The organism is Klebsiella sp. BIGb0407, assembly GCF_024807845.1.
Taxonomy (GTDB): Bacteria; Pseudomonadota; Gammaproteobacteria; order Enterobacterales; family Enterobacteriaceae; genus JGM124.
Genome location: NZ_JANUEQ010000001.1, coordinates 346,357 through 373,268, shown reverse-complemented (window position 1 = coordinate 373,268; position 26,912 = coordinate 346,357). Strand labels below are relative to the sequence as shown.

Annotated in this window: 23 protein-coding genes and 2 pseudogenes; 6 read left to right on the top strand and 19 right to left on the bottom strand. The window is 47.3% G+C overall.

The genetic code is table 11. The features are described from left to right. Positions 1-61 precede the first annotated feature (61 nt). From M2387_RS01790 to M2387_RS01775, 4 genes are read left to right on the top strand one after another with little or no spacing between them, the layout of a single operon-like run. Complete coding sequence (locus M2387_RS01790; RefSeq protein ID WP_259046790.1) at positions 62-766, top strand: fimbrial biogenesis chaperone; 705 nt, start codon at positions 62-64, stop codon at positions 764-766. Further along, on the top strand, positions 741-3,299 hold the full coding sequence (locus M2387_RS01785; RefSeq protein ID WP_409039505.1) for a fimbria/pilus outer membrane usher protein: 2,559 nt from the start codon (positions 741-743) through the stop codon (positions 3,297-3,299). Before M2387_RS01790 ends, M2387_RS01785 begins: the two co-directional genes overlap by 26 nt. Positions 3,300-3,312: 13 nt before the next feature. Then, positions 3,313-4,608: a fimbrial protein gene (locus M2387_RS01780; protein ID WP_259048227.1), complete on the top strand. Its 1,296-nt coding sequence runs from the start codon at positions 3,313-3,315 to the stop codon at positions 4,606-4,608. Next, positions 4,605-5,312, top strand: a complete 708-nt coding sequence (locus tag M2387_RS01775) for a fimbrial biogenesis chaperone (RefSeq protein WP_259046788.1) — start codon at positions 4,605-4,607, stop codon at positions 5,310-5,312. Before M2387_RS01780 ends, M2387_RS01775 begins: the two co-directional genes overlap by 4 nt. 209 nt (positions 5,313-5,521) lie before the next feature. On the opposite strand, the gene exaC is transcribed toward M2387_RS01775, so the two are convergent. Then, positions 5,522-7,042 (bottom strand): acetaldehyde dehydrogenase ExaC, encoded by a 1,521-nt coding sequence (exaC, locus tag M2387_RS01770; protein WP_259046786.1) that lies wholly within the window; start codon positions 7,040-7,042, stop codon positions 5,522-5,524. A 279-nt stretch (positions 7,043-7,321) separates the two neighbouring features. Here exaC and M2387_RS01765 point away from each other — a divergent pair, with 279 nt between their 5' ends. Next, positions 7,322-9,106, top strand: coding sequence for a sigma-54-dependent Fis family transcriptional regulator (locus M2387_RS01765; RefSeq protein ID WP_259046784.1), 1,785 nt, complete (start codon positions 7,322-7,324; stop codon positions 9,104-9,106). Positions 9,107-9,131: 25 nt separating this feature from the next. Here the strand turns inward: M2387_RS01765 and M2387_RS01760 are convergent, their stop codons facing one another. From M2387_RS01760 to umuD, 7 genes are all read right to left on the bottom strand, one after another. Continuing rightward, positions 9,132-9,584 carry an Rrf2 family transcriptional regulator gene (locus tag M2387_RS01760; RefSeq protein ID WP_259046783.1) on the bottom strand — a complete coding sequence of 151 codons (453 nt, stop codon included), beginning with the start codon at positions 9,582-9,584 and terminating at the stop codon, positions 9,132-9,134. 129 nt (positions 9,585-9,713) lie between these two features. Continuing rightward, entirely contained in the window at positions 9,714-10,946 is a 1,233-nt protein-coding gene (gene hmpA / locus M2387_RS01755; protein ID WP_259046781.1) for an NO-inducible flavohemoprotein, read from the bottom strand. Between the two features lie 90 nt (positions 10,947-11,036). Then, entirely contained in the window at positions 11,037-12,137 is a 1,101-nt protein-coding gene (locus tag M2387_RS01750) for a Fic family protein (protein ID WP_259046779.1), read from the bottom strand. A 198-nt stretch (positions 12,138-12,335) separates the two neighbouring features. Then, a complete protein-coding gene (locus M2387_RS01745) occupies positions 12,336-13,139 on the bottom strand; it encodes a bestrophin-like domain (RefSeq protein ID WP_259046777.1) in 804 nt (267 codons plus the stop codon). An 87-nt stretch (positions 13,140-13,226) separates the two neighbouring features. Further along, positions 13,227-14,300 carry an MBL fold metallo-hydrolase gene (locus M2387_RS01740; RefSeq protein WP_259046775.1) on the bottom strand — a complete coding sequence of 358 codons (1,074 nt, stop codon included), beginning with the start codon at positions 14,298-14,300 and terminating at the stop codon, positions 13,227-13,229. A gap of 188 nt (positions 14,301-14,488) precedes the next feature. Then, entirely contained in the window at positions 14,489-15,754 is a 1,266-nt protein-coding gene (locus tag M2387_RS01735) for a Y-family DNA polymerase (protein WP_259048225.1), read from the bottom strand. Positions 15,755-15,756: 2 nt separating this feature from the next. Beyond that, the gene (umuD, locus tag M2387_RS01730) at positions 15,757-16,176 is read right to left on the bottom strand and encodes a translesion error-prone DNA polymerase V autoproteolytic subunit (RefSeq protein WP_259046774.1); all 420 of its coding nucleotides are present in this window, start codon (positions 16,174-16,176) and stop codon (positions 15,757-15,759) included. Positions 16,177-16,413: 237 nt separating this feature from the next. Between umuD and M2387_RS01725 the strand changes: the two are divergent. Continuing rightward, positions 16,414-16,677: pseudogene (locus M2387_RS01725) on the top strand (transposase); the annotation flags it as partial. A gap of 199 nt (positions 16,678-16,876) precedes the next feature. On the opposite strand, the gene M2387_RS25860 reads toward M2387_RS01725, so the two are convergent. The 11 genes and pseudogenes from M2387_RS25860 to M2387_RS01675 form a co-directional block, all read right to left on the bottom strand. After that, positions 16,877-17,092: an FAD-dependent oxidoreductase gene (locus M2387_RS25860; protein WP_409039418.1), complete on the bottom strand. Its 216-nt coding sequence runs from the start codon at positions 17,090-17,092 to the stop codon at positions 16,877-16,879. Positions 17,093-17,134: 42 nt separating this feature from the next. Beyond that, complete coding sequence (locus M2387_RS01720) at positions 17,135-18,235, bottom strand: DegT/DnrJ/EryC1/StrS family aminotransferase (protein ID WP_259046772.1); 1,101 nt, start codon at positions 18,233-18,235, stop codon at positions 17,135-17,137. Beyond that, positions 18,219-19,460: an MFS transporter gene (locus M2387_RS01715; RefSeq protein ID WP_259046771.1), complete on the bottom strand. Its 1,242-nt coding sequence runs from the start codon at positions 19,458-19,460 to the stop codon at positions 18,219-18,221. Before M2387_RS01715 ends, M2387_RS01720 begins: the two co-directional genes overlap by 17 nt. Continuing rightward, positions 19,457-21,724: a glycosyl hydrolase family 65 protein gene (locus tag M2387_RS01710; RefSeq protein WP_259046769.1), complete on the bottom strand. Its 2,268-nt coding sequence runs from the start codon at positions 21,722-21,724 to the stop codon at positions 19,457-19,459. Before M2387_RS01710 ends, M2387_RS01715 begins: the two co-directional genes overlap by 4 nt. Then, positions 21,718-22,764, bottom strand: a complete 1,047-nt coding sequence (locus M2387_RS01705; RefSeq protein ID WP_259046768.1) for an NAD-dependent epimerase/dehydratase family protein — start codon at positions 22,762-22,764, stop codon at positions 21,718-21,720. Before M2387_RS01705 ends, M2387_RS01710 begins: the two co-directional genes overlap by 7 nt. Beyond that, complete coding sequence (locus M2387_RS01700) at positions 22,757-23,437, bottom strand: HAD family hydrolase (protein WP_259046766.1); 681 nt, start codon at positions 23,435-23,437, stop codon at positions 22,757-22,759. The genes M2387_RS01705 and M2387_RS01700 overlap by 8 nt, the downstream gene beginning before the upstream one ends. A gap of 13 nt (positions 23,438-23,450) precedes the next feature. After that, positions 23,451-23,933: an adenylyltransferase/cytidyltransferase family protein gene (locus M2387_RS01695; protein WP_259046765.1), complete on the bottom strand. Its 483-nt coding sequence runs from the start codon at positions 23,931-23,933 to the stop codon at positions 23,451-23,453. Positions 23,934-23,940: 7 nt separating this feature from the next. Continuing rightward, entirely contained in the window at positions 23,941-24,444 is a 504-nt protein-coding gene (locus tag M2387_RS01690) for a GNAT family N-acetyltransferase (RefSeq protein ID WP_259046763.1), read from the bottom strand. After that, complete coding sequence (locus M2387_RS01685) at positions 24,434-25,189, bottom strand: aminotransferase class III-fold pyridoxal phosphate-dependent enzyme (protein WP_259048223.1); 756 nt, start codon at positions 25,187-25,189, stop codon at positions 24,434-24,436. The genes M2387_RS01690 and M2387_RS01685 overlap by 11 nt, the downstream gene beginning before the upstream one ends. A 59-nt stretch (positions 25,190-25,248) precedes the next feature. Continuing rightward, positions 25,249-25,746, bottom strand: coding sequence for an aminotransferase class III-fold pyridoxal phosphate-dependent enzyme (locus M2387_RS01680; protein WP_259046762.1), 498 nt, complete (start codon positions 25,744-25,746; stop codon positions 25,249-25,251). A 115-nt stretch (positions 25,747-25,861) separates the two neighbouring features. After that, a pseudogene (locus M2387_RS01675) lies at positions 25,862-26,014 on the bottom strand (type VI secretion system contractile sheath small subunit); the annotation flags it as partial. Positions 26,015-26,912: the final 898 nt, after the last annotated feature.

Genomic DNA, 26,912 nt, shown 5'->3' with positions numbered 1-26,912 from the left:
GATTAACAAATTGGCTGTAATAATATTATTACAGCCAATTTTTATGGATGATTAACTCATAATGAATAAAAAAATATTATCATTTTTAAGCCTGTGCATATTTATTGTCAGTAGCGCCAGTGCTAGCGTTATTATGACCGGAACGCGAGTTATTTTTACCTCCGGCATAACAGAAAAAGTTGTTCAGTTTAAAAACCCAGACCCACAACCCTTTGTTGTTCAGTTAAAAATCACCAATGAAAATAACGAACCTGATAACAATGCACCCTTCACCCTGGTACCGCCTGTATTTCGTATGGAGCCTGATTCTGGTCATTCAGTCAGATTAATTGCTAATGGTGCAAAAGCGCTGTCTCAAGATAAAGAATCTATCTTTTATCTTAATTTCACTCAGCTTCCGGCGCAGAAAGCGTCTCAGCAAAACGATAACCAACTGGTTGTCGCGGTGACCAGTAGAGTAAAAATATTTTATCGTCCTGCCACTTTAACCGGCTCGGCGGGAGATGCGAGTAAGTCACTCAAATTTAGTCTGCAGGAAGGTAACGTTATTGTTAACAATCCTACAGGATTTTATATCACAGTAAGACAAGCTGATTTAATAACGGGTAAAACCGCTATTTCCCTCGCTAAGTCGGTGATGATCCCACCAAAATCAAGCGTACAGTGGCATGCAGCGAAGAAAATTACTACGTTAAACGGTGCGTCACTCAAACTTATACTGGTAAATGACTATGGCGCAGATGTCACGCAAGAAATGCATCTCTAGTTCTGATTTCCTCTTGCATTATGATGTAATTAGAAAAATCTGCCTTCTGTTAATTGCGATAGTTCCCGGTATTTCTATTGCGTCCGTCGATGAGACACTCGACAATTCGAATAGTGATTATATTTTTGACCCCTCTTTATTTAAAGGGGGGGCATTTGATCAAAGTTCTCTGGAAAGATTACGGCTTTCTGGTTCTATCGCGCCAGGCGAGTATAAAGTGGATGTTTATGTTAACCAGAATTTCTTAGGTAACTATTCAGTTTCCTATATGGCGGAGAAAGATCAGGTTCTTCCTTGTTTATCCTCAGCGTTGATAAAAGACATTGGTTTTAAAAATACCGAAGGATTTGTTCTTAACAATGCCACTCAGTGTCTTTTTTTATCACAAATTGAGCCTCAGGCTAGCAGCAAGATAGATTTATCAGCCCTGAAGATGACGATTATCGTTCCTCAGGCGTTGTTAAATGTTCGCCCGCGTGGTTATGTCAGCCCTGATAGTTATGAAACGGGCTCAAGTATGGGTTTTATCAATTATTTAGCTAACTACTATCATGTTTCCTATTCTGGCAAGAACACCAGCGATATGGATTCAGCCTGGTTATCACTTAATGGTGGTGTCAATATCGGTAGCTGGCAGTACCGTCAGTTAAGTACTGCGACTTGGAATCAACAAAATGGCTCTCAGTGGACAAATATCCGCAGTTATATTCAGCGCCCTCTTCCGGCTATGAATAGTCAACTGATGGGAGGACAACTCGTCACAAATGGTCGGTTTTTCTCAGGCCTGAGTTATAACGGGATTAATCTTTCTACGGCTGACGCCATGTTGCCTGATTCAATGCATGGCTACGCCCCGGTAATTAAAGGTATTGCCTCAAGCAATGCAAAAGTCAGCGTCCGTCAGAATGGACAAGAGATCTATCAGACAACTGTGCCTCCGGGTAATTTTGAAATAAACGATCTTTATCCAACAAGTTATAGCGGTGATTTACAAGTGCAAGTGACCGAGGCCGATGGCACAGTAAAAACCTTTATTGTTCCTTTTTCCGCGGTACCTGAATCAATGAGACCGGGTACTTCTCGTTATAATCTGGCACTCGGGCGCACGCGTAATACCCTGAAAGAATCTGCTTTTGGTGATTTCATTTACCAGCGCGGATTAACCAACGCAATTACTGCAAATAGTGGTCTTCGTTTCTCACGAAACTATATTGCTCTCGTTGCCGGTGGAGTACATACCAGCTTCCTGGGAGCCTTCGGGTTAGATGCGACGTTCTCCCGGGCAAAATTAAATGGCACTCAGACAACAGAAGGCTGGATGACTCATGTTGCATGGAGTAAAACGTTCCAGCCAACGGAGACGACCGTTTCACTGGCAGGTTATCGCTATTCCACCAGCGGGTATCGTGAGTTATCAGAAGTCCTTGGTGCACAAGAATATTCTAACGATGGTATAAATCAATCAAACTACACCAGCGCTCAGCGTTCACGTTTTGATATCACTCTCAGCCAAAGTTTAGGCGAGTACGGCAATGCCTATATCTCCGGTGCTACCTATAATTATCGCAATGGTCGTTCCCGTGATACTCAGCTTCAGCTCGGTTACAGTCAGACCTTCAGCCACAATATTAATATGAATATCTCGATTGCCCGGCAACGGGTAGGAAATAATGAAAATTCAGGGAATATCGAAACGGCAACGGCTGTTTCATTCTCAATTCCCTTATTCGACAATGATTCTCGCGGAATTAACTTAAGCACAACTTATAATCATAGTAATAGCGGTGGCGATCAGTACCAAACCTCTGCCTCCGGTATGCTGGGTAGCGAACAAAATACCAGTTATAGCGTGAACGTCATGCGCGATCAGCAGTCCCACCAGACAACCCTGGGCGGCAGTTTACAAAAACAGCTTTCGAAAGCGAACCTGGGATTAAACGCCTCTACGGGTAAAGGATACTGGCAAACATCAGGGAATGTTCAGGGTGCATTAGCTGTTCATAGCGGCGGCGTCACATTCGGCCCTTATTTAGGAGAAACTTTTGCGCTGGTTGAAGCGAAAGGCGCTGAGGGCGCGAAACTCTTTAATTCATCCCAGTTAGAGATTGATGATAATGGTTATGCGCTGGTGCCTTCTGTAACACCTTATCGTTATAACAATATCTCTATCGATCCTCAGGGCATGGAAGGTAATGCAGAGGTTCTTGACAGTCAGAAGCGTATCATTCCCGTTGCGGGTTCCAGCGTGAAAGTGAAATTCCGCACCCGTCTTGGTACCGCTCTATTAATTAAAGCTATCCCGAAAAATGGCGTAACCATCCCTATGGGAGCCGAAGTGTACGACGAACAGAACCAATCTATCGGCCTTGCGGGTCAGGGAGGACAGATTTATGTCCGGGTTGAACAACCTGAAGGCAAGCTCACCGTACGCTGGGGCGAAGGTAGTGATTACTGCGTTTTACCTTACGCTATTAAAGAAAGTGATAAAAAAACCGCTCTGGTTAACATTACTGCCGACTGTAATACCCTGTGAAAGGATTGAGATGATGAAAAGTAAAATAGTTCTTTTTATCAATGCCCTGATGTTACTGCTTTTAGTTATGGCGTCAACGTCAGGCTGGGCACGCTGCAAAACGACGGGTGTTGCACAGACAGAAGATAGCAGAACCGCCGCTATCCCATTTGGCAGGATTAATCTGTACGACAGCTACTTTTACCCTGTTGGTTCTCTTCTGGCAAGTGTGGTGGTTCCACCGACTAACTATACTTATGGCGGCGCTAACGCGGGTTCTGTTTTATGGGAATGCGACGCCTCAGATCTTTCAAGTATTTACTTTCTTGTCGCGACAAATGGCGACCACTGGCTGGGGGGATTCAATGAAATTGGTATCTTTGATGGTCTGCCCGGTGTTTACGCCACCTACTTTGCCAACATCGGACTAAAACAGACGATGGGAGATGTCGTTCTGTCACGTTACTGGAAAAAATTACCTGTGAGTACTTATGCAACTTCAGGCTCTAAAATCCAGATAAGATTACAGGACATTCCGCCATTGGTAGCGGAGCTTTATCGCGTGAGCCAGCTCCCCACGAAAGGAGGCGGTTCACAATTTGGCTGCACTTCATACTTCTCGGGTTCAACATCGGGAGGGCAATATACCTGCGACCAACCTAACGCTTATATTCAGTTGGTCGGCCCTAATTTAGTCCATGATGATATCGGTGAGGACAGCTATAAGAAATTTTCTTTCTGGGGCGTTGATAACGGTTTTGGTTATGGTATGAAGGACGGCAGTACACTTTATAATACCTCAAGTTGTGTTGCTCGTAGCGCCACACCACTGGTAAAACTACCGCCTATTTCAATGAATGAATTAAATTCCGGACTAACCAGTACCGCTTCATTTAATGTCAGCGTTGAATGTAACAATGGTGTGGCATCGGGTACCGGTGCGGGTCAAACGGCAATCGGATTTCAGGTTTCCTCCGGGTCGTATAGCGCAGCAAAAACTCTCGGTCTGGTCAACAGTAGCGACGGAGTGAGTACGTTGCTTTCAGATAACTACAATAATGCAGAGATGGCAAAAGGCGTTGGAATATTAATTAGTTATCAAAACGCCCCTGCTGTACCACTGACATTGATAGGCCAGAACAGTACGAATACAGGAAGTAATGCTGGCTGGTATCCGGTATTGAATAATGCGATAGCGGCGGGAAGTTCCAAAAGTGGTTACACTAACTACAATTACAATTTCGTTGCTACACTCAAAAGAATAAACGGCAAGACGGCTAGCGTCGGAAAAGTACGCGCAACGGCCACTGTCCTGGTGAGAATGCAATGAATATAAAATGGTTACTCTTCTCTTTTTATTTTCTGTCACTCCAGGTTTATGCCGGGATCATGCCCTCCCAGTCACGGGTTATTTATCATGCAGGCGATAAAGATCAGTCCCTTATGCTGGTAAATACGAATGACTATCCCGTCATTGTGCAAAACTGGGTTGATAACGGAGAAGGTACGCCAGACGCAAAAGATATTCCTTTCGTCAGTATTCCACCCGTTTTTCGTCTGGAGAAGTCAGATGTTCGCGGTATCAGAATCATCTATAACAATACCTCGCTGCCTCAGGATAGAGAATCTCTGTACTGGCTGAACATTTATGAAATACCGCCAGAAAAAAAAGATATTAATCCTGAGAACAGTATTCTGGTCACTATGAACACTCAGATAAAAGTTCTTTTTCGGCCTGAAGGCGTCACACAAAAACCAGAAGAGGCAATCAAACTTGTAACCTGCAAAAGACAGATGCCGTCCGTTATTAAATGTAATAATCCTTCAACAATTCATTTGTCTGTGGTTGGTATGAAAATACATGCTGAAAGTGGGAAAATACAGAGTATAACCGGAAGTGATTTTATGTTACCGCCAAAATCAGAAAAAACCTTTAGCTTCAATGAGTCAATTGAAAAATCAACAAAAATTGATATGGTTTATCTTAATGACACCGGTGAAACAATAACCTATGAGATCAATAAAATAGACTAAAGGCTTAACAGCATAAAATGCTGAATTTGAAATTATAACCCCGGTAATGCTTCTCACCCATACCAGTAAAAACAATTCATTTATGCTAAAACTAATAGATATTATCGATTAATTCAGCACTTTATAAATTTCACTGTATTAATTAGCCTCAGACCTGAGTTCACAGAACAGAAAGGCAGAAGTAACCCTGCCTTTCTGTCCAATAATACCTAGAACAGGCCTAATGGCTTAGTGTCATAACTCACCAGTAAGTTTTTAGTATTCTGATACTGATTTAACGCCATTTTATGGGTTTCACGCCCTACCCCTGACTGCTTATAACCGCCAAATGCGGCATGAGCCGGGTAAATATGGTAACAGTTAGTCCAGACACGACCGGCTTTGATATTACGTCCCATGCGATAAGCCAGATTCGTATCTCGTGTCCATACCCCAGCCCCAAGTCCGAATTGTGTTTCATTGGCAATCGCCAGTGCTTCTGACTCCGTTTTAAAGGTCGTAATACCGATAACCGGGCCAAAAATTTCCTCCTGGAAGCAGCGCATTTGGTTCTCACCTTTAATCAGCGTTGGCTGGATATAATAGCCGTTATCTAATTCAGCTTTTATTGATGCACGCCCACCACCAGTGAGGATCTTACCTCCTTCTTCCCGGGCGATATCGATATAGGAGAGGATTTTATCGAACTGCTGGCGCGATGCCTGAGCACCAATCATGGTGTCAGTGTCCAGCGGGTCACCACGACGAATATTGGCGACTTTTGCCATTACGCGCTCCATAAAGGATTCGTAAATCGACTCCTGAATCAAGGCCCGGGACGGACAGGTACAGACTTCCCCCTGGTTAAAGAAGCCAAGGACTAAACCTTCCACGGCTTTCTCTATAAAGTCTTCTTCCCCTTGCATGACATCGGCGAAATAGATATTCGGCGACTTGCCGCCTAATTCAACGGTACAAGGAATAATATTCTCCGCGGCACAGGCCATAATGTGGCGACCGACTGGCGTAGAACCGGTAAAAGCAATTTTCGCAATACGTTTACTGGTCGCCAGCGCCTCACCCGCTTCACGGCCAAAGCCCTGAACCACGTTAAGGACGCCTGCCGGGAAAATATCACCCACCAGTTCCAGCAGTAACGTAATACCCAGTGGTGTCTGTTCTGCGGGTTTCAGTACCACGCAGTTGCCGGCAGCCAGTGCGGGAGCAAGCTTCCAGGCCGCCATCAGTAATGGGAAGTTCCACGGAATAATTTGTCCGACTACACCCAGGGGTTCATAAAAATGATAGGACACTGTATTTTGATCGATCTCTGCCGCACCGCCCTCCTGGGCACGCAGACAGCCAGCAAAATAACGGAAGTGATCCACCGCTAAAGGTAAGTCGGCATTTAAGGTTTCACGAATCGGTTTACCATTATCCCAGCTTTCTGCGACAGCTAAATATTCCAGATTTGCTTCAATACGATCGGCCAGTTGTAGCAACAAATTGGCGCGATGCTGAACGCTGGTTTTACCCCAGGCGTCAGCAGCCCGGTGTGCTGCATCTAATGCCGCATTAATGTCGCTGTCATCAGAACGAGGAAATTGGGCGATGTCACTGCCATTAACGGGTGAAGTATTCATAAAGTATTGACCGTTAACAGGTTCAACGAACTGACCGTCAATGTAGTTCCCGTAAACAGATTTAAAAGAAACCAGTGCTCCAGGTGTACCAGGATGGGCATAACGCATCGCAAACTCCTTACTGTAGGGTCATTTTTATTAGAGTGTGAGCTGCCACAGTTTTACTGTAACCGCTTGGCATCAGAGTTATTGCATGTGCCATGCCAGGTTTTAATTTTATCGCGCCAGGTTTATTTTTATATGTTTTTCAAAAGGTTAAATTTAGCTCATTTATTTTGTTACAAACACGGGTGATGGTGAGTTAGCAATTGTGTTGCGACTCGCAACATTAAAAAAACCAAATAGCTACAATAGCGCAACACCTTGATACTCAGTCGGAGATTGCGAATGCAGGGAAATCAGCCCGTTGCCAATACACCTGAGATAGCGTTAAGCCCATTACTGAATGATTCCTGGCTTCGTAGCCAGCTGTATGGCCTTGATCCAAAAGCGGGGGACTTACCCCGTATTCCTCATAATGAACTGGCTGATAAACTCGCGAATAATACCAGTCTGCAACAGTTTGCTCAGCCCGCAGTAAAAGCGCTGGCAGAGAAAATTGCCGCGAAACAGTCGGTAGTGGTGTTGTCAGATGCCAGTGGCCTGGTTCTGAATAATTTTGGCGACCTCAGCGCCCTGCAAAAAGTACAACGCTTTGCCCTGGCGCCGGGTAATTTATGGAGTGAATGCGGGCGTGGAACCAATGCTATCGGGACTGCACTGGCTATCGATGATGGCTGCGAAATTTTTGCCCATCAGCATTATCTTGCCAGTAATCAGGATTTATATTGTGCGGCGATGACGCTCCAGGCACCGAACGGGCAAGTTGCAGGAGTTCTGGATATCTCGGGCCCGGCGCACTACTCCCATCCCTATACGCTATCCTGGGTCAAAGAAGCGGCTAAACAGATTGAGTATTTGTGGATGAAACAGAGTTTGCAACCCGATCAGTGGTTAATGAGTTTGCATCCTCAGCTGCACGGTATTGATAATATTGAAGAGTTATTACTGATCTTTTCCGATAACGTGCTGATGTCTGCTAACCGCGTCGCTATCCGGGAACTTAATTTACGCCTCGATCAGTTTGGTTCACTGACTTTCCAGCAATTATTCCCGCTATGCAAACAGGTTTCTACCCGCCTACCTCTCCCTCTCACCACCAGGCAGCAACAGCAATACTACTTTCGCTTACGTGAACCGATACGTAATATTCACCCTGTTTCCAGGCCGCCAGCAACTGCTGAGGCGCTATCCCGACAAAACGAGAGCGATAAAATGGTCCGGTTGCTTAATGCCGGGATTTCTCTTTGTATTCAGGGTGAAACCGGAACCGGAAAAGAATTTGTCAGCCGTCGGTTACACCAGCAAAGTCGCTGGCATCGGGGTAAGTTTGTCGCTATCAACTGTGCAGCCATTCCTGAATCATTGATTGAGTCTGAGCTGTTCGGTTATCAGCCAGGGGCCTTTACCGGTGCCAGCAAAAATGGTTATATCGGAAAAATACGTGAAGCAGACGGCGGTGTACTATTTCTTGATGAAATTGGGGATATGCCCTTCGCTCTTCAAACCCGTTTACTCCGCGTATTACAGGAAAAAGAAGTCGCTCCTTTAGGCTCCAGCCAGAGCTGGTCTGTTGATTTTGCCGTTATCTGTGCCAGTCATCGTAATTTAACGCAGTTAGTGGCTGACGGGGAATTCCGGGAAGATTTACTCTACCGTTTACAGGAGTTTTCACTCACCCTTCCTCCATTACGCGAATGGCCTGCACTCCAGGCTTTTATTCTGCAATTATGGCAGGAAATGGGAGGGGTTCAGCGTGGTATTCAGCTAGATTCAGAATTACTGGAACAACTCGCCCAGTATCCCTGGCCGGGAAATATTCGTCAGCTCCGTAGCTTACTTAAAGTGCTGCTCGCTTTAGCTGATGATAATCAACGGCTGGATTGTAGTTGCCTGCCTGCACAGTTCAAGCCTGCACCGCAGGAAGAGTCGTTAACCGTCAGACAGCAACATGATGAGGCCTTGATAGCCGAAACCTTAAAACGTTTTAAAGGCAATATCAGTAAAGCCGCGCAGGCTTTAGGGGTCGCTCGCAGTACTCTGTATCGGCGAGGAGCGAGAGTTAAAAACTAAAAATATTTCAGACGACCAGGTGGGGCTATGCCTCGGTCAGTGGAATACGCATTAATTCCATCAGCGACTGTCGATTACGCACGGCATCAGCAAGGGTATATTGATTCAAATGGCTGATGAATACCTGCATAGCACCCTGCAACATGCCATTCAAATTGCAGTGATTAATCAGCGGACAAACCGGGCTCGAGCAGTTGACGATATGTTTTGAGTCATCAGCACGCTCTTCCAGAGTCTGGATTATCTCGCCAAGACGATACTCATTCAAATCTTTCGCCAGATAGATCCCGCCGTTGCGGCCTCGCACAGTATGTATCCACCCTTGCTGCCCCATAAAATGGACGACTTTTACCAGGTGATTAACGGAAACCTGAAGCTCGCTCGCCGTCTGGCTGATAGTAAAGGGTGTTGCACGCGCCGGCTGCGTCAGGAAAATAAGCGTTCGTAAACCAAGATCGGTAAACTGGTGAAGTTTCATTAGGTCCTCATCATACCAGGGGAAGAACGTTCCCCTGGCAATTAACTCAAGACACACTACAACCCGAAATACTTCCTGTTAATTAGATATATCTAACCATTTAGGGTTATAGCCAATGTCTGCATTATATTACAGTTTTATCCCTCCAGTCCCGAATGCTTCACTATGAATTTGCTGTTGAGGGATACCACGTGCTAACAAGGCGGCATTCTGTAGCTGCATAAAGGGGATCGGGCCACAAAGATAGTAGTCAGCATCTGCCGGGAGGAGTTCTTCCGGAACATGCTGTAAATCCAGACGCCCTTGAACCTGGTAATCTTTGCCCAGGACTTCACCGTTAGTGACTGACTCATAAGCAGTATAAGTGTGTAAGTGCGAGTTATGCTCTTTTAAAGCATTCACTTCTTTACGCATTGCATGTACTTCAGGATTACGTGCCGCATGAATAAAGCTTATCTGTCGGGCATTCGCTTTGTCCGCTTCACTATGTGAGATGAGTTGGTTTAGCATCGCTATCATCGGTGTAAGGCCGATTCCGGCGCTAATCAGCACATTATTATTATCCTGATTAACCAGGAAGAAATTACCTGTTGGTGCGCTGGCTTCAATCACATCTCCGACATTAATCACGTTATGCAAAGTCGACGAGACATAGCCGGGATCCTGTCCTTCAAGATGAGCGTCTTCGCGTTTAACCGAAATACGCAGATATTTACCCGATGACTTGTCTGATACCGTGTACTGACGAGGCTGCTTGATACCAAGCTCAGGAATAGTGACTCTTACCGTAATATACTGTCCTGGCTGATAATCTGGCAGGGCTTGTTTATCTTTCGGTACCAGATAAAACGACGTAATCTCAGCATTTTCCTGTTCTTTACGTTCAACAATAAATTCACGCCATCCCAGCCAGCTTCCCTGGGTCGCTTGCTGTTGCTGATAAAGTGATTTTTCCATGTCGATAAAGAGATCGGCCAGTTGCTGATAGGCGACTCCCCAGGCAACAATCAGCTTGTCATCCATAGGGATGCTCAGCACTTCGCTGATGGAATGCAATAAGTTCTCGCCGACAATCGCATAGTCAGGGGCCTGAATATTTAAGCTGACATGCTTATGGCAGATGAGCTCAACGACCGGAAGCAGAACTGAAGGATCGTCAATATTTTCAGCGTAAGCCAGCACCGCCCCCGCCAGCGCACGCGCTTGTGCCCCACTACGCTGATGCCCAAGGTTAAAGGTCTCTTTGAGATTCGGGTTATTACCCAGCATACGTTTATAGAAATAATCAGTCAGAGCGGCACCGCTCTCTTTTAATACCGGGACAGTGGCTTTTACCAGCTCTTTCTGTTCTGAGGTTAACATTGTCTTCTTTCCTTCTTCTTAAAGATGCATTTAAGATACATCTTTTAAAATGGACTGACAATTCCTTTGTGAAATTATGGTTTTTAGATTTCAGTCCGAATGATGATTTAAAACATAACGCGTGCTACGTCCGCCATCACCGGTTTCGGCCATAAATCCAGCCGCAACCAGTTCAGCTAAATGTCGTGTTGCGCTGGAACGACTCACCTTCGCAACAGACATATACTGTCGATTATTGATACTACTGGTAAAATCCCCATCCAGCATACGGTTGATGACTTTTGCTTGTTCCGGACGTAACCCCCCTTGGTCAAATCGCACCCAGTATTTGTTTTTTTCCAGTGTTCGTTGGATCTGTGCCAGTGTCGCCAGGATTGATTGTTGTAATGTACTGATAAACCAGGCTAACCATTCAGTAATATCGCCATTATGGCGCTGAGTTCGTTCGAGCAGATCGTAGTATTCTTTTCTACGTTCATTTAACGTTCGGGACATAGCGTAGAGACGTACGGTATTTTTTTCGGCCTGAGCAAGCGCTAAATCCATAATCAACCGACCAATCCTGCCATTTCCGTCTTCAAACGGATGGATCGTCAGAAACCATAAATGGGCAATACCCGCCCGCAGGATAGGATCCAGGGTGTTATTATTCAAACTAGCGTTAAACCAGTGAATAAAAACCTTCATTTCATCGACAACTCTGTCGGCTGGCGGTGCCTCAAAGTGTACTACCGGTTTATCTAACCGCCCAGATACCACCTGAACCGGACCATTTCTGAAACACCCTGCTTCAATCTGGTTAAATAAACTCACACCAGACGGAAACAATAACCGGTGCCAGGTCAGTAACCGACTAACGGATAAGGGCTCATCAAGATTATTAATGGCATCCAGGGCTGACGCCACTAAACCTTCGGTACGATTATCGACAGGAAAAGAGACCTCCTGAGAAATTCCCAGATGTATCGCCAAAGAAGAACGCACTGAATGTGCATTCAATTTCTCACCCTCGATATCACTCGAGTAAAGGATATTAGCCAGAATAGTATCCAGTGTCTGAGCATCAGTATCCAGCGAATGATGACTACCATACAACTCACCTTGCAAAAAAATGACTTGTCGTAAAAGTGGCTGTAACTGTGAAAAGGTGTAGTTGAAATCAGGCCAGTTTTTATATTGCCAAATCCACATATGCCCCTCCCTGAGTCAATTAATTGTCTTATTCTACTCACATTATGGGTAGAATAAAATCAGTAACTGACTCATTGCCTCAAGTCCCCTGGAAGGCAAATAAGTGTTTCCACAGGGCTTGCATCTATCATCCTTTAAAAACTAAATAAGTATGATGTAACTAATGAGGGATGATTAAGGGCTAAAAAGCCCTGAATATTACTGACCCAAACTGGCAGGATCCAGATAACGCGTTTGTAATGCCACTAAGTTATCGGGTTTAACATAAATGACCCCTTCTCCAGGCACATCTATTTCAGCAATCATAAACAGTGCCAGCGTTGTTAGCAGCGGCAACGTGATAATCAGCGAATTTCGCCCACGAAGCCCGCGAATGTTATGCCCTATCAGGTAGTTAGCTGCGACAGAAAAGATTATCAGTAGTAACCAGGCGGCTCCCGGGATTTGATCCCGCCAGCCAGCGGTTGTTCTGGCTTGTGTGTTGTACAACTCGGTATAAGAGCTTAATACCAGGCTAAAGCCATTAACTGTACTGGTTTTCGCCTCATTTCTGGCAAGGTTCCACAGTGATTTCTGAATGGCGATCGATTGATTCTGTAATGGCTGCGAATAGATATGAGTACCCGAATTAAAAAAGGCTATGCGCGTGGTGAGATACTGCTGTAATAGTGGGTAGGCTTGTTGCTGACTTTCTTCAGTAAGCATCGCCGTATTTTGCATCGCATTTGCAACAGCAATAGCCTCTTGCTCTTCTGTCTGTTCACGGGCGTTATAACCCGCAATGGCTATCGATAAAATAAATCCCATCAATAAAAAAAGTAACGATAATAAGGCACCAAGAATGATTTTTGCCTCATCATCGGCGATATCATCTCCCCTGTGCCGTTTCTTAAACAGGTATTTCCCGACAACAGAAGAACCCAGCATTAATAAAAATATCACCACAAAAAGGACAACCGAATTCATAGCGACAACATTTAAAATACTTTCAGTAATATTCATGTTTAAAATTCACTTTGTCATCCCTGGCGAGAAATAACCATCAAGATGCTGACATGGTTGATGTTTACGATGCGCCCCAAATATAGGTTACTCAAGAGCCAGATACCACTCTTCAGTAACGGTATTTTTATCAAAAACCTGCCCCTGATAAGGCGTCAGAGGCTGTATCCCTTTTTGACGAAGCAGAGGAATACTGCGCCGTACCGGTTCATTCCAGGGATGAAAAGCTATGGTATAAGCCCCCCAGTGAATCGGCACAACACGATAAGCCTGCACATCAACCGCCGCCTGAACGGTCAGCTCTGGCGTCATATGATTATCAGGCCAGCGCCTGTCATACTGGCCATTTTCAATAAAAGCGAGACTGATATTGGGAAAACGTCGGGCAATTTCAGCAAAATGGGAGCCGTAGGTCGAGTCTCCGCTGTAATATACCCGGTCATCTGCCTGCTGAATAATATAGCCTCCCCAAAAACTCTTATCCTTATCGCGTAACCCGCGGCCGGTATTATGCCACGCGGGTACCAGAGTATAGCTAACATCCTTAACATTCAGCGACTGCCACCAGTCGAGTTCAGTAATCTTGTCTGGTTGAATTCCCAGCGGTTTCAGGTTTTCACCCACACCAAGAGGAACAATAAAACGCGTTGATGTCCCGGCGAATTGCTTAAGCGTATTTTCTTCCAGATGATCATAGTGATTGTGCGATAACAATATCATATCGACCTGAGGCCATTCATCCAGAGAGGCTGCGGGCTCCTGGAAGCGGCGCATATTTACCACTAGAGGTGAAACTGACTTACCCAGTACCGGATCAACTGCTACCGTTTGCTGCCCGACTCTCATTAGCAATGTGGAATGACCAAACCAGATAAACCGGTTGATATCGTCATTCTGAAGAAACAGCGACCAGTCAGGCTTTATTATCGGCAGCGGCTTTTTCGGCCCATACTGGCCGACGCCCTGCAACATTTCGAATAACGCCGATATTCCATCTTTGAATGCTACTCCCCCCGTAGGCAGTGGATTAACAAACCGCTCTTTTTCTTTATCAAAATGTGGGCTTTCAGGATAGATTGGAAAAGTACGTGGCAATAATCCGGCACAAATGGCCCGAATGGCTTGAACAGGCTTCTTAATCAATTTTTTAGTTAATGTCATCTGTTTAACCATCCATAAAATAAGTCAGTCTGAGGCTGGCAACTTAAGTTATGCCACCAGAATCTGGATATGAATAATGTTACATATCCTGTGACGCTATTCTATTGCGGATTATTCGCTTCCCGGCAAGTGCAGATCTGTAAATATCCCTTTCAGTTACCGGGTCAGAGGCTTCATTTTTTAAAGACTCAATTAACGATAAGCAAGTCGGTATATCGGGTGGTATATCTTGGCGAAAGCATCGCGCGTTTCATCTGCCATTGCTGCTGGTATCCCTGCCCGGCAAAATAAAGGGTTTTGCGCCCATACTGAGTATTCAGACTATCCAGGACAGCCATGAGTGCCTGGCTATTCTGCCGCGGCAGATTTTCGTCAAACAGATTAAGCTGTGCCACACCCTGGCTATAAAAATCCCCCAGCATGACCCCCGCTTTCTGATAACGATGGCCATTTACCCAGATGCCTTTAAGACAATCAGTCGCTGCTGTAATGATATCTCTGCTGTCCTGGGTTGGTGTCAGCAGTTTAACAAAGGCACTGTTAGCATAATATTTTTCGTGACGACTGAAGGGTGATGTTTTAATAAACACCGAGATAAACCGACAATACTGATGCTCAGCGCGAAGTTTTTCAGCCGCCCGGGAAGCATAACTGCAAATAGCCTGTCGCATCTCCTCATATTCAGTTACATACTTACCAAAAGAGCGGGAGCAGACAATATTCTGCTTCACAGGGGCAAATTCCTCCAGGTTCAGGCAGGGTTCCCCACGCAGTTCACGCACCGTTCTTTCCAGCGTCACATTGAAATTTTTTCTAATGAAATGGATGTCACTGTCTGCCAGCTCCAATACCGTTTTAATCCCCATTATATCCAGTTTTTTCACAATATTGCGGCCAACGCCCCAGACTTCATCTACGGGTAAAAGCGCCATCAGCTTTCTCTGACGCGTGATATCAGACAAATCAACTACGCCTCCGGTCTGCCTCTGCCAGCGTTTTGCTGCATAGTTCGCCAGTTTCGCTAACGTCTTGGTCGGACCAATGCCCACTCCAACCGTCAGATGCGTGTGTTGCAGGACTCTCGCTCTGATTTCACGCCCAAAGTCAGTAAGATCGCGATAACTCCTCATTCCTGTAAGGTCACAAAACACTTCATCAATGGAGTATATTTCACAACGTGGAGACATCTCTTCAATCGTGGTCATGACCCGGTTGGACATGTCGGCGTAAAGTTCATAGTTACTGCTGAAACAGGTTACACCGTAACGCCTGAAAATCTCTTTCTGCTTAAAGTATGGCTCCCCCATTTTAACAAAGGGTTTTGCTTCAGCGGATCGGGCAATCACGCAGCCATCGTTATTTGACAATACCACGACGGGTCGTCCCTTTAAGTCCGGCCGAAATACGCCTTCACAGGAAGCATAGAAAGAATTCACATCGCAAAGTGCAAACATCATCAGCTCGCAGATTTGACGATAAAAGTCACAACACCAAAAATCTCCAGCTTATCCTCACCAGCAATGATAATGGGTGTATAGGCTTTATTTGCCGGTTTCAGCATAATTTGCGGATGCAATTGCAAATATTTCACCGTGAATTCGCCATCAACCGTAGCAATAACGATATCGCCCGATTTCGCTTTACGCGAGCTATCCACTACCAGTAAATCCCCCTCATCAATTCCCGCTCCCGCCATTGAATCACCCGCTGCTTTCACAAAATAGGTAGCACTGGGATGCTGAATCATCAGCTCATTCAAGTCGATACGGCGTTCAATATAATCCTGTGCCGGACTTGGGAAACCACAAGGCACAAAATCACTGAACAGGGGTAAAGCCAGAATCTGACGTTGCACATCAGGTATGGAAAACTGCATAGGAGCACCCTCGACAAAAACTGTATATATATACAGTATTGTATATCAGTGGCAAAAATCAAGGAGACTTTGATGAACGCGTCATTTACGGATAATTATCAGGGAAAGATTACGAGACCCAACAACCGCAAGGACTGACGCCAGGTACTTCCTGTTCATCGTTCTGGAGACTGTAATTTAAATTGTGTATCTGCCTATTTTTGATATGTTCATTCCAACAACGGAGACAGGCAAATTATTGACGATAAAAAACTCAAAGCGCTCGCAGCTGAACTGGCTAAAGGTCTTAAAACCGAAGCCGATCTTAATCAGTTTTCCCGTATGTTGACGAAATTAACTGTCGAAACCGCGCTCAATGCTGAACTGACTGATCATCTCGGACATGAGAAAAACGTCCCTAAAAAAGGATCTAATACCCGCAATAGTTACTCATCAAAAATGCTGCTTTGCAATGACGGCGAAATTGAGCTAAGCACGCCGCGTGATCGCGAAAATACCTTTTAACCTCAGTTAATTAAGAAGAACCAGACACGTGGTTCCGGTGGACGGCGACGCGGGACAACTCAGGTTCCAGTTCGGCCGCCTGCCGAGCGTCGAGTAGCTGCAAGTCCTCGACGCCATTGCGACATCCTTGCTCCTACAATTACTGTAATGCCCCGCGCTGCGCGTCATCGGTCGCAACGATGAGCTTACCCAGCCGTTAGCAAGTCACTGCATGCGCATCGCAGAAGGCATACAAACAGCGCTTGCCCTCCACACACATCTGCGCCTTCAAGCTGTTAGTCGGGCAGTAGATGCCTGCGTGAATCACTCCTGAATTGCGCAAGCTGATGACTGTGCCGATTCCCCCGTGAGCCTCCACCACAATCACTTCACATCCACTCAAGGCAAGAGCCCTGGCTACCCGCCAGGCCAAGCACCCCGGCGCCAACCACCATGTATTCAATATCGACGCTCACTACCTCATCGTGCCTTCGAATTGCTTGATCAGCTTCGCAACCTTCTCCACATCCCCGTCGGACAAATGATGATGGCAAGGAAGTGTGAGCATTTGTCGGGACAGACGTTCGGTCATGGGTAACACAATTCGCGGCTGACTTCTCGACCAGGCTCCTTGCTGATGGACGGGCACCGGATAATGAATGGCCGTTTGAACATCATGTTGTATTAGAAACGCCTGCAGCTCATCACGGTTGGAGGACTGCACGACATAGTGATAGTAGGAATTTCCCGGTTTGCCGCCACCCAAGTCTGTGCCCGTGCGTGTTGCAGACAGGACTTCATTGTAGAACGCCGCGATTTCCACTCGTCTTTTCAGCCACTGATCTATATATTGCGCTTTGACATTGAGAGCTGCTGCCTGCAACGTGTCGAGCCGTGAATTAATGCCGAATCGGACCGATTCGTTACGTGTTTCCAAGCCATGATTGCGGGCGATACGTGCGTATGCAGCAATCTTCGGATCGCGGGTGACCAACATCCCGCCATCCCCCAGCCCCCCCAGTGCCTTGAGGGGGTGCATGGAAAAAGCTGACGCATCAGCGCGAGTTCCAACTTGCTGGCCGTCGATCGTGGTGCCGATCGCCTGAGCGCAATCCTCAATAACGGCCACCCCGCGGGAACGGCACAAGACGATGATTGAATCGATATCCAGGGGACGTCCGCGCAGATAGACAGGAATAACGGCTTTAGTCCGATCACTCAGAAGTGGCGCGATCGTATCGACATTCATCAGTTCATCGTCACCAACATCTGCCAGGATCGGCCTGGCGCCGACAGAGATAATTGCCCCGACCGTGGCAACAAAGGTATTGGCGCAGGTGATTACTTCATCACCGGGTCCTATCTCGAGTGCGCGCAACGCCAGAAACAAGGCATCCGTACCTGAATTGAGGGCGACAGCATGCGCTCCGCCGCACCGACCCGACATCCATGATTCGAACGCCAGAACCTCGTCGCCCAAAATAAAGTCGCCTGATTGCAGAAGCGCCTGCCAGCATTCAAAGATCTCGCCGGAGAGATCCTGAGCCTGTTCTTGTACGTTATTGCACTTGATCATTACGCGCACTCCTTGGTATGAACATGAAGGAAATCAGGAAAATCAGCAGGATCTCGACCGCACTGACAACGGCGGTGAACGTCAGGGTCTGGGAGTAGCCGACTATCTCGCCGACCACACCGCTGCCCAGATAAATGAAAGGATGCACGCCACTGGTAACGAAAGTATCGACCCCCACGACTTTGCCCAAGTCCTTCTCGGGCGAAAGTGTTTGCATGGCGGTTGCCCATCCCGTGAGCCAGGATGCTTCAACGATCCCGACAAATGTCGCGCCCATAATAGCCATCCATGCCGACGTCCCCAGTCCGAGCAACGCCATCGCTCCCGCGAGAAAAATCCCACAAATGACCGCAAGCCCATCCAGTCGCTCATGCCCAGAAGACAGCACCGTGATGACCGAACCGATACAAGCGCCGAACCCCGATGCTGCGAGGCAATAACCCCACATTTCTTCGCTGAAGCGATCACTGATCGCGTAAGGCGCAACCACCAGAAAGATCGGAAAACACAGGACGTTCACCACCAGCGTCGCGGCAAACCCCAACATTAGCGTTGCGTTATTGATGACCACAGTGATGCCGTTGAGCGCTTCAAGCAGCGAGAGCTCATGTTCCGATTCATGGTGGCCGACATTCGGCAACTGAGCGGTGTAAACTGCGGCACAGAAGAAGGTCAATCCATCGATCAATATCCCCCAGACCGGGTCCCACAGAATGATGAACACGCCCAGCGTCGCCGGGAACACAATAGCAACTAGGTTATCAATGAAGTTCATCGCTCCGTTTCCCGCCACCAGTGCTTTTTTGGGCAGCAGGTTGACCAGCAGAACCTGAGCACATGGCCGTGAAACCCCAATGCCGATACCGAAGATCAGATAGGCAAACACCAGCAAGCCCCATGGAGCCCCTGTTAGGAGCAACGCGACGGTGGCAAGTTGCGCAAAACCTCTGGCCGTATCAGTGTAGATGAGCACTTGTCGGGGCGACTGGCGATCCGCCAACATCCCCCCGGCCAAAGCACCGATGACAGTTCCGACACCGACTGCGGCCATGATGAAACCAAACACCTCACCACCGAAGCCATCACGCATAAGCGCGATCGGCAGCGCCGCCAGACAAATTGCATCGCCAGCCATCGAAAGGCCTTGCCCGATGAGCAGCTTGCGAAACGGCAAGACTCCCAGCGCTTCGTTATAAGGTGACAGGCGATCTCTGATAGAAATCATGGGCGCCCCTCCTTGAGGAATATTTGCCTACCCTGGCCGCGCTCGGTTATCAATTGCAGATTGCCCTCGTGGATCTCCAGCTCATCGTCACCGAGCACGGAAACCCGTAGTTGGCGGCCTCGGTATTGCAGGGTGAAATGGTAGGCATCCCAATGCGCGGGCAACCTCGGGCGGAAGGCCAGTTGGCCCGACCCGATATCAAGGCCCGACAGACCTTCCACCAATCCCTGCCAGGCTCCGGCATAGGCAGATAAATGCAGCCCATTGCTGTAATCGTCGACGGGCGTGAAATCCAGGTTATAACGGCTGGCACGGCTAATGAAATCAGCACTGATTTGAGTCTTGCCCAAATGAGCGGCGACGACGGCATGCGGGCCGTAACTCAATGACGACTCATGCACGGTGCGCGGTTCATAGTAATCAAAGGCTGCACGTCTCACGACCTCTGAAAAATCGTCGGGAAACATCGACATCAGCAGCACGATGTCGGCCTGTTTGACCAGTTGCGAATCGAAGTTCTGCAGTTTCTCGGCGTTTCCCCGCTCGATCTCATTGGCAAACTGAGGCCCACGCCTTTTGTCTGTACGCAGCTGAGTATCCGGCAGTGCGGCATACCCTTCGAACTCCTCAGGAATGGACACCCCGCCCACAGTGATCCAAGGGAGATAGACGTTATCTGCTATCGATTGCCAGAGCCTACGTTGCGCTTCAGGCAGTCTTGGAAACCCCGGCCGGTCGAGCAGCGAAAGCACTAGCCGGATACACCACCGCAGCATGTAATTGGTGAAGAAACTATTGTCCACATGGTAGTGATACTCGTCCGGTCCCATGACTGAGTTCACTACATACGCTTGTCTGCTCTCGGACCACTTGAACACTGAGGCGGCGAATCGAGCACTTTCAATCAGCACCTCGTAGCCGCGAGACGCCATGAACGAGTCGTCACCAGTCACCTTCCAGTATTTGTACACGGCATAGCAGACGTCCGCCGAAATATGAAGAACTTCATGGACACTCCACTCTCGCCGAATGTCCTGATCGGGATAGGACAACACATAATGTGGGCCATTTTCCCGTCCCTTGTCGTTGGATGCTTCAGGAAAACGTGCTCCGAGAAAACCGTGGGCTCGAGCAAACTCAAGCGCTATTTCCAAGGAGTTGCAGCGATAATCGATTAGCGCTTTGGCGACGTCCGGCTCGTTCCATATCCAGAATATGCACTTGTGCAGTTCGGTATCGAAGAACGTCGCGCCAGAATGGTAAGTGCTGGTCAGGCCTCGCGCTGGAGAGAGAACGCCATTGGCCCCATGCACCGCACCGATGCCATGTTGCAGCAACTGAAACACCGCATATTTCATGCCCAGATCAGTACTTGCCTGCGACGCTGTCTCGACGGTGACTTCATGCTCGCTCCAGATCCTGTGCCATTGCCTCAGGTGATTACTCTGGATCGCGGCAACATCGAAATCGCAGAAAAACGCGTAGGGGGGACTGCTCTCGCTATCAATCCCGACCCGCCAATGTGTAGCGAGCCGATGCTGGGTGACCGTCGCAAAGTCTAGGGTCACAGAAGCAACACACCCCTCTTGCCCCTGCCTCCATGAAACAATGGAACTCTCAGGTGAATCGATCGGTTCAATGCGCACGTCATAGCGCAGCCGCTGCTCTGCCGTTTCGACGATTACACTGAAAGACGCTTGATCAATCACGCTCTGCCCGAAGTCATAATGTCGGGTAGTCAGCCAGTCACAAGCTCCCAAATATTCATTCAAGGCACTGCCATCTACGCCATAATCAAGCCGCAATCGATGTGAACTGGTGGCAACGCCGACGCATTTCAAACAGATCCGTGTCGAAACCGCGCAATCATCGGGGGCATCAATGAACTGACTTATCGTCAACTGATACCTCACGTCGCCCAGTTGAAACTGCTCGCAGCTGCTGACCATCGCCTGATCCAGTGCCAATACCACCGACGGTTCGTCACCGAGCTGCTCGAGAGGTTCGCCCGTGTCGACATCATAAAGCCGCATAATTATCGGCGCTGGCAAGGAAATGATTTCTCGCGAAACGCCAACGCCAGCCGCATAGGCTCCTGCCAACAGCAGTTGTGAGCGCCGAGTGCGTGGTGATGCTTTGGGCATATGTGGGCGCACGCCTACAGAGCGATTGGCAAGCGTCGCCACACTCGCTGCAAAGGACGATGAATTCGACTCGATCCCGACGATATCCTCGGAATGTTCTCCGTAAGAAATGGTCAGCACGATGCGCCTCCTATCGCATGATACGACCAGTCGTTATGCAGCATATTGCGCAAGTTGTGATAACGGATATCTAATAACACATCACAGCTGTCGTTAAAGTTTCCTGACTGCCACTGCTCACAAATCTCGACGATAGCGTCCCTGATCGAATAGATAAATTCGAAACCCAGAATCTGCTGCACACGCCGAGAATCCAGACGATAGGATCGGACATCATCACTATTGATAGTGTTGATCGGCACGCTGATAAGGAAGTAACGATCAACGATCTCTTTCACCTGATTGGCAATATCGGTCACCGTATGATTCTCGTAGCCGACATTGATTGCAGTCCCGCAAACCTCACCCAGGGATTCACGTTCAACAAGCATCGTATACAGCCGGGTTAGATCGCCGATATGCACGCTGGGACGGTACTGAGTACCGCCAAAGACCGTAATTTCACCGCGGGCCAGCGCGCTGGCGGTTAGAATGTTCACGGTCAGATCGAGGCGCTGACGGGGCGACCACCCGCATACCGTTGCGGCTCGAACCGCAACGGTCTCGAAAGATGAATCAGTGAGTTCGTAAAGTATTTTCTCTCCTTCAGCCTTGAATCGATTGTAGTCGGTGATGGGCACGCAAGGTTGGCGCTCATCGACAAAAGGTTCTGAATTGATGCCGTAGACACTTGCTGACGATGCATAGATGAAACGCCGACAACCGAGACGCTTGGCGGTACTCATCAGATGCGGCAGGCAATCAATGTTGATCGATTGACCGAGCTCGGGAGCCGAATTGAAACTTGGATCGTTTGCCACAGCGGCAAGATGCACAACTGTATCTACTCCTGGAAGCGACTGCTCCACGAGCAACGGATCGCGGATATCTCCTTTGATGAATTCCAGAGCGGGGTGGTTCATCAGTCCTTCGAGCCCGTTGGTAAAATAAAGCGCATCCAGCACCCTGACCTTGTAACCGGCGGCCAGCAGTTTGGGTATAAGACGCGAGCCAATATAGCCCGCTCCACCTGTGACAAGAACAGCTGAATTCCTATTCATGGTTATTACTTCCCTGTGGTTTGTTAGCCATCATGAATTCATCAAGTGATGAAAGTATTAAGGCGCGTGGATGAACAGCTTTGGGTTCAAGATGATGACGGCGGATCTGCCAAGCATGGAGTCCCTGGCCGCATGCGAGATCAGTCGCATAAGGGCTGTCATCAATCAGATACACATCCTGCGGATCGTGATCACCAATGAGTTGTTGAACCAACTCGTCGCGCGTCTGATTCGGCGCCTGCCGAGTAATGGATACCTTCGCGCTACGCCGCACATTCGAGCGATTCAGGGCCTCCTCAAACAACTGCGGCGCATTCAGAGAAGCCGTATAGAACATCACCGGCTGAGCAGACTCTTGAATGCGCTCAAGCAATCGCAATGCATCATCGAACAACTCGGTGCCGGGCGAGAGCCGCAAGAATTCTTTCTGTTTGTACTCTGCCAGTTCCTTCGCTCTGAACGATTCGGCATTTGCACCACTGACATCATCGTTGCTCATCAGCGACAGTAGTCGAGAAGCTCCTTCCATTCGAGGGTGACCGGCGATGTGATCAATGTATTCCTGCTGCGTCAGTTGTTTGCCTGTAAACTCATGGGCCGCATTGCGCCAGGCTTCGAAATGCGGTGTGTCGATCATTGTTCCGTCTAGATCAATCAGCAAAAGTTTCGACATGGTTGATTACCCGTCACTTGCTCGTTGACATGACCAGCTTGGCGATTCTAGAAGTCGAGTCGAATATTTTGTTGTCCGTCAGAATCATCCGCCCACCTTCACTTTCAACCAGTGCTCGTTCCACCTGAAGCCTGATATCCGATCCATCAATGTAATCCGCACCCTTGAAGTACAGATTGGGGCGTAGCTTCTTGATAATGAGTTCGGCAGTTGCCGTATGGTTTACAATGACGTGATCGCAATAACGAATTGAAGCAAGGAACTCCGCGCGTTTTCGTTCGGGAAATACCGGTCGGTCTACACCTTTGTTCACGTACTCGTCTGCGGTGACGGATACGAACAGTCGATCAACCATCGTCCTGGCGCGCTGCAGATGATAAATATGCCCCGGATGAACGATATCGAAACAGCCGTGACAAAGCCCTATGGTCAAGCCTTTTTCGCGACAATAAACGGCCTCATCCTGCAATGCAATAATATCTTTTAAAACACCCATGATAAATTCATTCCTTTGAGATTAGAGGCTTAGCCATAATGTTCAAATGTTCAAAATCGCCCCAATAATCTGGAAGTTGTCCGACGATTTGAAAACCATTACGCAAATGAAAGCGATACGCGGCTCGTTCTCTGTCTATATTGCCAATGTCAAGGCACAGGCAAGTCTTTTCATGTTTCAACGCATATTTTTCAATTTCAGCATATAACAACGAAGCGATGCCATATCGACGGTAATCACTATCAACGATTAACCAATCTGCCCATAAGACATTTTTCGATGGGATGGGTCCTTGGGTGCAGCCCATAGTCCCTATCAACCTATCACCAAGATCGGCGACAAAACGGCCACCATTATGTTTCGGATCATCAAGCTCATTTGAAAATTGCTGTCCGGCAGACTCAGTAAGATCCTCGCAGGAGGCAATCTGGGAGATTAGTGCCAAGACTGCTGGCATGTCAGACTTCGTGAATCGGCGAATGCAAATATCTTGACCAAGTTTATTCTCCATCGAATTGAACCCTCTTCAGCGCAGAATCTAGTCGCTCACAGGCACCTGATATCATTTCTAGCGTATGCGACGCGCTAAGAGTCACAGGCTCTGGACAATAGCCAAGCGGCATCAAAAAACCGTACAAATTATATTCACGGGACAATAGTGCAAACAACTTCTGGGCAAACTTGATCGGGTAGAAACCTTCTATCTGCTTCATTGTGCGGGGACGCTCGGAAGTCCCGATGTGGACACCTATTCGCCCACCATAACCCTCGATATAACACGGTATCCGATTTTTATCGAAAACATCCCTTAGTTCCGATTTTAAGCGAGACTCTAGGCTGGCAATATGCCGATGCACTACCCCGTCCTGCAGGTGATCAATGGCTGCAAGCGCGGCGGACACGGAAAGATATCGTCCCGTATTGGTACCGCTGATCTGTACCGGACCGCGCGGTGAGATAACGTCCATGTACTCGGCTGTACCGGCAATTCCAGCGATCGGCATTCCACAGCCGAACGCTTTGCCGAACGTAGCTATGTCTGGAATGACACCGAAATCCTTCTGCGCACCACCGATATTTCCACGAAATCCGGTCAGCACTTCGTCGAAAATCAACAGAGCACCATGCCGTATCGTCAGTGACCGTAAGCTTTTCAGAAAGCCTTCGTCCGGTTTGATGCAACCAATGTTCAAAGCGACAGGTTCCAGAATCACGCCTGCCACATCGTCCTTGTACTTTTCAAAAACATTCTCCAGTGCTTCAAGATCGTTCCATGAAACCGCTACCGTTAATTTTCCGAATTCGCCCGGAATACCTACAGTGCCAGACAGACTCTCCAGCTCCCCCCCACCAATACTTCTCCAGAGCGCGGTGAGGAATCCACGTTCCAGGTCAGAGAGTCATTGAGCCCATGAAAATGGCCTTCAAACTTTATGATGATGCGTCTGCCAGTAACGGCACGAGCAATACGCGTTGCATACATGGTAGCCTCTAGGCCGGAGTTCACGAGTCGCAACTTTTCGGCGCAAGGTACAATCGCACAAAATTTCTCGCTTAATAGACGATGCTCATCGGTTTCATATTGCTGGAGAAAACCTCGCTCCAATGCTTTAACGATGGAGTTTTTGATGACAGGGCTGTCGTGCCCCAACAGACAAGAGCCCCAACCCATAATGTAATCATCACACCATTCACCCGACGACAATTGAATACGCGCACCGGCAGTGTTCTGCACATTGATCGGCCCAACTACTGATAAGTGATTCCATCCCGACAGCACATTGCCAACACGTGTTTCCCTTATACAATCCATGAGATCGAACTCCTTTTTATAAATTTTAGAACAAACAAAATCCCACGCTCATGCGGCCAGGGAAAGATTACGAAACCCCGCAGCTCGCAAGGACTGACTATCGGGTGGTTATGCGGGATACCGGACGTTCGTCGGTACCGTTGCTGTAATCCCCGACGACCATAAGCTTGAGAGACAATTCTACTTTCTGCTGTGATTTGCTTCTGTGCAAACTCAGCTGGATATTGACACGCGCTTTAGATATTTCGGACTGATAAGAATTAGACATAGCTATCCCTGTTCTATGTTATGGAAACGTCCATGATCCTTAAGAAAACAAAGAGAAAATGATCCTGCTAATTTTATCAAGTTAAGATAAAAAATAAGAAAAATTGCTTTATTGTCAAAATTTACATGGCGCCTATGAATTACTTGCCGATATAAAACACTGACAGCAAGGACTGATAAACAGGAGTGTAGAAATGCTAGTAGGGGGATTGGAAATGAATTTATGTAACATAATTTTACTGATTAAAGCGTTAAAAAAATCATATCATTTATATGATTAACAAGAAAACTCCTAATCACTGTAATTATCCCTTATGGAATAGCGGGATACTGTTAACCATTAGTTTTCTGAAAATGCGACAGTGCAAAAAAAGACAGAAATATAAAAAAACGCTTTTTTAAAATTAATTTAAAAATGAGATATAGCGCATAAATGATCGCGTGTAAGAATCACGATATTTCCCGGTTGTGACCTTTCCCCTTCGTTCAGTCTCGCGGTACCAGAATGATCAAGCGTAAACGTTTCTGGTGGAATATAGTACTCGTTGTCAATCCTGTTTTTACGAGTCAGGTACTTTTTAGTATCACCGTTGGCTGAGGGATATACTTTATATCATTAATTGTTTTGTAATCATTAATGATTGTCTTGCTAAGATCACTCAGATTTAAAGCCCTCAGAATATTAAAATGTGTCCAACTCCCTGTTATTTTCGCAAGTTTTTCATACCCTTCACGTATCCATCCATAAGTGATTCATATCTTCATGGCGGGAGGCATGATCCTCATTATGTTCGAAATCAAGCATCTTCAATGATGATGGGTATATATTGAAATGAATAAAATAGGCAGATCATTGTGAATCAATGACCCATTATTGATTTGATTCAATATGCATGGTT